Genomic DNA, 7,326 nt, shown 5'->3' with positions numbered 1-7,326 from the left:
TCCTAGGCTACCGTCCGGTGAGCGACCAGGCGTCCTCAGAACCGTCGTCATCATCCCCGCGGGAACCGGGAGGTGAGTCGGCGCCGTCGTAATATTCAACGTTCTGGCTCCGCTGGTCCAGGTCCGCCTGGACCAGGTCCTCGGCGTAACCACCCTGGGCGATGTTGGCGTTGGCGTTCTCGCTCAGGGCCGCAGTCTGCGAGTCGGCGACCACCGGAGCCTCCTGGCCCTTCATCGCGGCAAGGACCTGCGCGAGGTCGTCCGGCTTGACCAGGACGTCGCGGGCCTTCGATCCCTCCGACGGACCAACCACTCCCCTGGACTCCAGCAGGTCCATCAGGCGCCCGGCCTTGGCAAAACCGACGCGGAGCTTGCGCTGGAGCATCGACGTCGAACCGAACTGCGTGGTGACCACCAGCTCGGTGGCCTGCAGCAGCACCTCGAGGTCGTCCCCGATGTCGTCGTCGATCTGCTTTTTCTGCGCCTCAGGGGCGACGTCGTCGCGGTACACGGCCTTGAGCTGGCCCTTGACGTGTTCGACCACCTTGTGGATTTCAGACTCAGTGACCCAGGCCCCCTGCACACGCATGGCCTTGGACGCACCCATGGGCAGGAAGAGCGCGTCACCCTGGCCGATGAGTTTCTCGGCGCCGGGCTGGTCCAGGACCACGCGGGAGTCGGTGACCGAGGACGTGGCGAACGCCATCCGCGACGGCACGTTGGCTTTGATCAGACCGGTGACCACATCGACGGACGGACGCTGGGTGGCCAAAACCAGGTGGATGCCTGCCGCGCGTGCCAGCTGGGTGATGCGGACAATCGAGTCCTCGACGTCGCGCGGAGCCACCATCATGAGGTCGGCGAGCTCGTCAACGATCACCAGCAGGTAGGGGTAGGGCCGGATGACGCGTTTGGAGTCGCCCGGCGGGTGTACTTTCCCGGCCCGGACGGCTTTGTTGAAGTCGTCGATGTGCTTGAAACCGTAGTTGGCGAGGTCGTCGTAGCGGGCGTCCATCTCCCGGACCACCCATTGCAGCGCCTCGGCGGCTTTCTTGGGGTTGGTGATGATGGGGGTGATGAGGTGCGGGACGCCCTCGTACGCGGTCAGTTCCACGCGCTTGGGGTCCACCATGACCATGCGGACCTCGTCCGGGGTGGCGCGCATGAGGATGGAGGTGATCATCGAGTTCACGAACGAGGACTTGCCGGCACCCGTGGCACCGGCGACGAGCAGGTGGGGCATCTTGGCGAGGTTCGCCACCACGTAGCCGCCCTCGACGTCCTTGCCCACACCCATGACCATCGGGTGGTCGGTGCGGCGGGCGTTCTGGCTGCGGAGCACGTCACCGAGGGAGACTGTTTCGCGGTCCGTGTTGGGGATCTCGATGCCGATGGCGGACTTGCCGGGGATGGGGCTGAGGATCCGGACATCGCTGGAGGCCACTGCGTAGGAAATGTTTTTGGACAGCGCCGTGACGCGCTCCACCTTGGTCCCGGGCGAGAGTTCGATCTCGTAGCGGGTGACCGTGGGACCGCGGCTGAAGCCGGTGACCTGGGCCTCCACATTGAACTGGTTGAGGGTTTCCGTCAGGGAAGCGACGATGGCGTCGTTGGCTTCGGTGCGCTCCTTGGGGATGGATCCCGGGGTCAGAACGTCCGACGGCGGCAGGGTGTAGGTGACGTCGCCCGCCAGGGAGAGTTGCTCGGTCCGCTGCGGAATCGGCGTAGGAAGGGGCATGGGGGTGACGGGCTTGGCCGGCACCTGCGGAAGGGCCGCCGGTGCCGGATTGAGTGAACCCGCGGCGACCATGCCCGGTGTCACCAGCGGGATGGCTTCGGTGGCATTCTCCCCCGCCCCCTGCCCGGCGGTGCCGAGGCCCTGGGCGGCTTTGATCTTCTCGACGGCGATCTCCGCCTGTGTGGGGCGGCGCACGCCGGGAGCGGGCCTGTTCCCTGAGCCCGAGGGCCCGGTTTCGGTCTCCTCGTCATCAATAACGGCGTGTTCGAAGGCTTCATCACCCACGTAGCCTTCAAGTTTGGGATCGGCCTCATCGTCTTTGCCGAAGAACCGCCGCTTCTTCTTCTTGGGCGCAGCGGCTGCGCGGGTTTCCTCGAGGTAGCTGCGGTCGTGGCTGTCCACTGCCTCACGGGGCTCCTGCAGGTCGATGCCCATCAGGTGCTCGTACGCCGTCCGCAGGCGGCGGGGAATGGCCCCAAACGGCGTGGCCGTAATGATAAGCAGCGAGACGAAGGCCAGGAGGCCATAGACCACCAGCGGCACCGCCGCGTGGATGGCTGCAAGAGGCGAGGCTGCCAGGAATCCGAGCATGCCGCCCGCCTGGCGCAGCCCGTCGAAACCCTGGGCAACAGTAGGCTGCCCGGCCACTACGTGGGCCAACCCGCAGCCTGCGAAGGTCATGATGAGGAAACCAATGCCCACCCGGTTGTTTCCCCGGCCGTCGTCGGGCGTCCGGAACAGACGGAAGGCGCAGACGAAGAGCATCAGCGGCAGCAGCAGGGACATCCAGCCGAAGGTGCCGTTGACCACGTTGTACACGGCGTCCGGGAACCAGCCTGTCAATCCCCACCAGGCAAACGTGGCGATGAACACGCCCAGGGCCAGGTTGAAAAGGGCGGCCCCATCACGGCGCTCCTCCGGAGGGAGGTCGCTGACATCGGAGCCGATCCGGCGGACTCCCCCGCCGACCAGGTGGCCGAGCCCCAGCCACGCGCCGGCCACGACGCGCAGGAGCCAGGGCTGCCGCTGTTCGACGACGGGCAGCCGGCGGGTGGCACCGGAGGATGTTCCGCCCCGGCCACTGGATTTGGACGCTGTGGTGCCCGCGCCGCGGCCCGCTGTACCGCCCGTCTTGGTGCCGGAACTGCGGCCAGTGTTGCCGCCGGAATTGCCTCGGGGCGCGGAAGTAGTACGAGTGGCCATACGTGCCACGGTACCCGAACTGATGCGGTTTTCCGCGGATTTACGGGCATTCCTGGCCCCATGTTGCTGCACGAAAAGGCCCGGTTCCGAAGAACCGGGCCTTTTGAATCCGCTGGCGGTTCGGCGCTGTTACGCCTCGAGGACCACCGGGATGATCATGGGCTTGCGGCGGAGCTTGCGGTTGACCCAGGTGCCTACCACGCGCCGCACAACCTGCTGGAGCTGGTGCGTGGTGTGGTCGGTCCGGTTCAGCACAGCCTCTTCCAGAGCGGCGTTGATCTTGGGGATGATCTCGTCGAAAACTGAATCATCCTCAGCCACGCCGCGGGCGTGGATTTCCGGTCCGGAAACCACCTTGCCGGTGGCGCGGTGGATGACGGTGATGATCGAGATGAAGCCTTCATCACCGAGCGTCTGGCGGTCCTTCAGATCGGCCTCGGTGACCTCGCCGACGCTGGAGCCGTCCACATACACGAAGCCCACCTCGATCTGGCCCACGACGTCCGCGCGGTGGTCCTTGAGGTCGATGACCGTGCCGTTGTCAGAGAGGATGACGCTGGCCTCCGGCACACCGGATTCGATGGCGATCTTGCCATTGGCAATGAGGTGGCGGGTCTCGCCGTGGACCGGCATGGCGTTGAGCGGCTCAAGGATGTTGTAGCAGTAGAGCAGTTCGCCGGCTGCGGCGTGGCCCGAGACGTGGACCTTGGCGTTGCCTTTGTGGATGACATCGGCGCCGAGCTTCAGCAGGCCGTTGATGATGCGGAAGACCGCGTTTTCGTTGCCCGGGATGAGGCTGGAGGCAAGGATGACGGTGTCCCCTTGGCCCACCACCACACGGTGGTCTCCGTTGGCCATGCGGGACAGCGCGGCCATCGGTTCACCCTGGGAGCCGGTGGACATCAGCACCACGCGGTTGTCCGGGAGGTTGTCGATGTTCTTGATGTCCACGACCAGGCCCGGGGGCACGTCAAGGTAGCCGAGCTTTTCCGCGATGGCCATGTTGCGGACCATCGAGCGGCCAACGAAGGCGACTTTTCGGTTGTGCTTGGCTGCGGCGTCCAGCACCTGTTGGACACGGTGCACGTGCGAGGAGAAGGACGCGACGATGATCCGCTTGGTGGCCTGGCCGAAGAGCCGTTCCAGCGTGGGGCCGATCTCCTTTTCCGCCGTGGTGAAGCCGGGCACGTCAGCGTTGGTGGAGTCGGACATGAAGAGGTCCACGCCCTCTTCGCCCAGCTTGGCGAAGTGGCGGAGGTCGGTGATCCGGCCGTCCAGGGGCAGCTGGTCCATCTTGAAGTCGCCCGTGTGCAGGACGGTGCCGGCGGCGGTGCGGATGAAGACAGCCAGGGCATCGGGAATGGAGTGGTTGACCGCGACGAATTCGCATTCGAAGGGGCCGAATTTTTCGACCTGTCCTTCTTCCACAGTCAGGGTGTACGGGCGGATCCGGTGTTCCTGCAGCTTGGCCTCGATGAGGGCAAGGGTCAGCTGTGAACCGACCAGCGGAATGTCCGCCCTGAGCCGCAGGAGGTACGGGACGGCGCCGATGTGGTCCTCGTGGCCGTGGGTCAGGACAACGGCGACGATGTCGTCCACGCGGTCCTGGATGTAGGAGAAATCAGGCAGGATCAGGTCGACGCCGGGCTGGGTCTCCTCCGGGAAGAGGACGCCGCAGTCCACGACGAGCAGCTTGCCGTCGATTTCGAACACGGCCATGTTCCGGCCGATTTCCCCCAGGCCACCAAGCGGAACGATCCGCAGGGTGCCTTGCGGCAGGCGTGGAGGCGTGACAAGGCCGGGAAGGGCGGTTTGGGTCATAGTGCACTACTTTCCAGGCGGAAGGGTGCCGGTCTTAGCCCTTAGGGAAAGACCAGCCCCGCTTCCGCCAAGTCCTCGCGGATGGATTCGATCTCGGCTTCGTCCGGCTCCACGAGGGGCAAACGGACAATCGAGTTGGGCAGGACTCCCTGCCATTTAAGAATTTGTTTGGCGGCTACAGCGCCCTGGACGCGTGTCATTGTTGCGCGCACCACGGGCACGAGTTCGAAATTGATCTTGCGGGCGGTGCTGAGGTCGTTGGCGTTGACGGCGTCGATCAGCTCACGGAAGCGGCGGGTGGCAACGTGGGTGGTGACGCCCACCAGTCCAACGGCGCCCAGAGCCATCCACGGGAGGGTCAGTCCGTCGTCGCCGGAGTAGAAGAGCAGATCAGTTTCCGCCATCACACGGCTGGCTGCGGTGAAATCGGCCTTCGCGTCCTTGACGGCGACGATGTTGGGGTGCTGCGCCAGGCGGATCATGGTTTCAGGTTCAATGGCGATCGACGAGCGGCCCGGGATGTCATAGAGCATGACCGGTACATCCACCGCGGACGCAACGGTCTCAAAGTGGGCGCGGACGCCGGCTTGGCTGGGCTTGTTGTAGTACGGCGTGACGAGCAGAAGGCCGTCGACGCCGAGCGCGGCCGCCTGCCGGGAAAGGTGCACGGAGTGTGCGGTGTCGTTGGTCCCGGTGCCGGCGATGATGGCGGCACGGTCTCCCACGGCCTCCTTCACGGCACGGAACATGCCGAGGTTTTCCTCGTCTGTGAGGGTGGAGGTTTCGCCGGTGGTTCCGGTGACGACCAGGCCGTCGCAGCCATCGTCCACGAGCCTGGCAGCCAACTCGGCCGCCTGCGCGTAGTCCACTTTGCCATCCTTGGTGAAGGGCGTGACCATGGCGGTCAGGAGCGTACCAAGGGCAGGAATGTGCGCGGATGTGTGAGGCATGGAAAAAACGTTACCCTGTCTCCCTCCGGTTAGGACAATGGCAGGGGCGTGATCCACGTCAAATAGGGGACTGTCAGCGGAACTTCCGCAGGGCGCTGCGCTGCAGGATGGCTGTGACCACTTCTGCGCCCGTCCCGGCTGCTGTTCTGAGCTGGAGTCCATCCGGTCCCCAGAATCCGCTCAGTCCCGACGATGGTCCTGAAGGCGTGGAGCCTGCCAGGTTTGCCAGGAGTCCGAAGATCCGGTTGTCAGAGGCGAGGGCTTCAAGGTGCAGCCCCAGCCGCAGTTTGTCATGCTGCGCATAGACAGCTGACACGGCGCAGATATCCACTCCGGCCAGTCCGGCGGCCGTGCAGTGGACAGGATCTTCTGCTTCGGAGCAGATGGCCAGGGCTATTCTCCAACCGTCCAGTTCAAGAACGCTGGAACCTGCACCGGCCGTGAAGTGCTGCTCTTCGACACCGCTAAGGCGTGTCTTGAAGCCGGTCTCCGTGGTGCCGTCAGGATGCATGGCCAGGCAGGCCATGCGTGGGGTGCCATCCGGTTCCCTGTACGCGGCCCCTGCCACGGCCGTGATGCCGCTGCGCCGGCAGATTTCATGGAGGTCATCGAGCCTGGCATCATCCGGCCTGAGCCAGGAGTCTTCCGCCGCCAACTGTGCAAAGTTGTGGCCAGTCAGGGACAGCCCCGGGAACACCACCAGCCGGGCGCCGTGGGACTCCGCATCCTCGATGAGCCGCACATGTTCCTGGGCGTTGGGGATGATCCCGCCGTCCAGCGCCTGGTACTGGATGGCGGAGACAGTCAGGGCTTCAGTCACCCTTTCATCCTAGGGACCGTGCTGCAGATTCACAGGGCGCTGCATACCGCCAGACTGCCGGCCATTCGGCACCCCTTGCCGTGCTCCCTGAAACGTGGCCCTCACCTGGCCTTCTTGCGGGACATCAGGCGGGTCCAAAAACCGGGCCGGGTTCAGGTTCACCGGCTGGCAGTACCTTTCCAGCGCCGCCTGACGCAGGTCCTCGGCCCAGGCTGCCATCTTTTGGGCGGCCCTGACGTAGTGGAAGAGTTCGGTGGGGGTCAGCGCTTCCAGATCGACTTCTGCGAGCCTGCGCGCCAGCTCCGCTCCCGCAGGCTGCGCACTGAGGGAGATGCCTTCCTGCTGCCACTGGACGTCCTCTGCAGATCTTCCGGCCACGAGCTGACGGAAGAGGAAATCCACTACGCCCGGACTCATGGCTTTCATCAGACCCGAAGGCTGTGCCGGAACGCCGGCATCAGGGCCCGGCCGCAGGGGGCTCTGGCCAGCCGGAGAATCCGGAAACTGTGAGGGCTGGGAAGGTGTGTGCATGCCGCCTATGCTATTCGAACATATATTCGAATACAAGGGCCCCTTACCGCGTCACTTGACTGCCGCCCCCAAGGCGGGTGTGAGACCATCGCCTCATGACGTCCCGTGCCACCGCAAGATCCTCCAGGATCCCCCGGCCCTCGCGGCCCACAGGCCGCCTCCGTGGCATTGACGCGGCCCGGGGGCTTGCGCTCCTGGGCATGATGGCCACGCATCTGCTTCCCACATTCGAGGCAAATGCGGACCTCACGCCCACGTGGATC

General features: G+C 65.2%; 5 protein-coding genes and 1 pseudogene. 1 reads left to right on the top strand and 5 read right to left on the bottom strand.

What is annotated here, in order from left to right:
* Nucleotides 1-7 precede the first annotated feature (7 nt).
* The 5 genes from DBR22_RS18625 to DBR22_RS24780 form a co-directional block, all read right to left on the bottom strand.
* Nucleotides 8-2,941 (bottom strand): FtsK/SpoIIIE family DNA translocase, encoded by a 2,934-nt coding sequence (locus DBR22_RS18625; protein WP_108600231.1) that lies wholly within the window; start codon nucleotides 2,939-2,941, stop codon nucleotides 8-10.
* A 129-nt stretch (nucleotides 2,942-3,070) separates the two neighbouring features.
* Nucleotides 3,071-4,762 (bottom strand): ribonuclease J, encoded by a 1,692-nt coding sequence (locus DBR22_RS18620; protein WP_108600230.1) that lies wholly within the window; start codon nucleotides 4,760-4,762, stop codon nucleotides 3,071-3,073.
* Between the two features lie 41 nt (nucleotides 4,763-4,803).
* The gene (dapA, locus tag DBR22_RS18615; RefSeq protein WP_108600229.1) at nucleotides 4,804-5,712 is read right to left on the bottom strand and encodes a 4-hydroxy-tetrahydrodipicolinate synthase; all 909 of its coding nucleotides are present in this window, start codon (nucleotides 5,710-5,712) and stop codon (nucleotides 4,804-4,806) included.
* A gap of 73 nt (nucleotides 5,713-5,785) precedes the next feature.
* Entirely contained in the window at nucleotides 5,786-6,532 is a 747-nt protein-coding gene (locus tag DBR22_RS18610) for a carbon-nitrogen hydrolase family protein (RefSeq protein ID WP_108600228.1), read from the bottom strand.
* 9 nt (nucleotides 6,533-6,541) lie between these two features.
* Nucleotides 6,542-6,949: a hypothetical protein gene (locus DBR22_RS24780; RefSeq protein ID WP_258229295.1), complete on the bottom strand. Its 408-nt coding sequence runs from the start codon at nucleotides 6,947-6,949 to the stop codon at nucleotides 6,542-6,544.
* A 209-nt stretch (nucleotides 6,950-7,158) separates the two neighbouring features.
* On the opposite strand from DBR22_RS24780, the pseudogene DBR22_RS25285 reads away from it, so the two are divergent.
* Nucleotides 7,159-7,326: pseudogene (locus DBR22_RS25285) on the top strand (heparan-alpha-glucosaminide N-acetyltransferase domain-containing protein); the annotation flags it as partial.

This window comes from Arthrobacter sp. HMWF013, assembly GCF_003061105.1.
In the GTDB taxonomy this organism is placed as follows: domain Bacteria; phylum Actinomycetota; class Actinomycetes; order Actinomycetales; family Micrococcaceae; genus Arthrobacter.
Note: the sequence above shows the minus strand (reverse complement) of the source record. Positions and strands in the feature narration are given on the sequence as shown.